Origin of the sequence: Mesorhizobium sp. M7D.F.Ca.US.004.03.1.1 (assembly GCF_003998635.1) — a bacterium.
Lineage (GTDB): Bacteria > Pseudomonadota > Alphaproteobacteria > Rhizobiales > Rhizobiaceae > Mesorhizobium > Mesorhizobium loti.
The window spans coordinates 1-546 of sequence record NZ_RZQG01001701.1; the positions used below are offsets into that span (position 1 = coordinate 1).

Sequence of the window (546 nt, forward strand, 5' to 3'; positions counted from 1 at the left end):
GGATGGACAGACGGTGCAGGTTTATGCGCACACCGATGAGCGGGCAGGGCCGCTCGCCAAGGTGCTTGCCGGCGGTCGGGGGAATTCGCGCAGCAAGGCGCTCGACAAGATCGAGGCGCGGTTGTCCGAGGCCATGGGCGCGGCGGGGGTGGTCGCCAAGGCAGAGGTAACGGCGGCCGTGAGCCGCGAACCCAAGGCGAAATATTTCCTGCAGAAGTTCATCCGCACCCACAACCAAGTCCGCCACGCAAATGGCGAGCCTGTACCCGGGGTGAAGAATTCCACCAAGGCGGCGGCTTCGGTCTATGAACAATGGCGCCCGCAGTTTTCGGGGCGTGCGCGCCGCAATGCCTATCACCTGCTTTTTTCGGCAAGAGCCGGCACCGATGCCAACGCCGTCATGGCCGCGGCGCGCGCCGTGATGGAGGATCGCGCGCCAGGATACAAGTTCGTCCTGGCGCATCACAAGGACACCAAGCACGTCCATATCCACGCGATGGTGCAGGCACGGTCAGCCGACGGTGAGCGCCTGAAATTCTACAAGCC

The 546-nt window shown here is 64.1% G+C and carries 1 protein-coding gene; it reads left to right on the forward strand.

All coding sequences use genetic code 11. From position 1 onward, the window contains the following. Window positions 1-13: 13 nt before the first annotated feature. Window positions 14-546: relaxase/mobilization nuclease domain-containing protein (locus EN935_RS39585; RefSeq protein ID WP_164771909.1), on the forward strand; the 533-nt coding region annotated here is incomplete at its 3' end.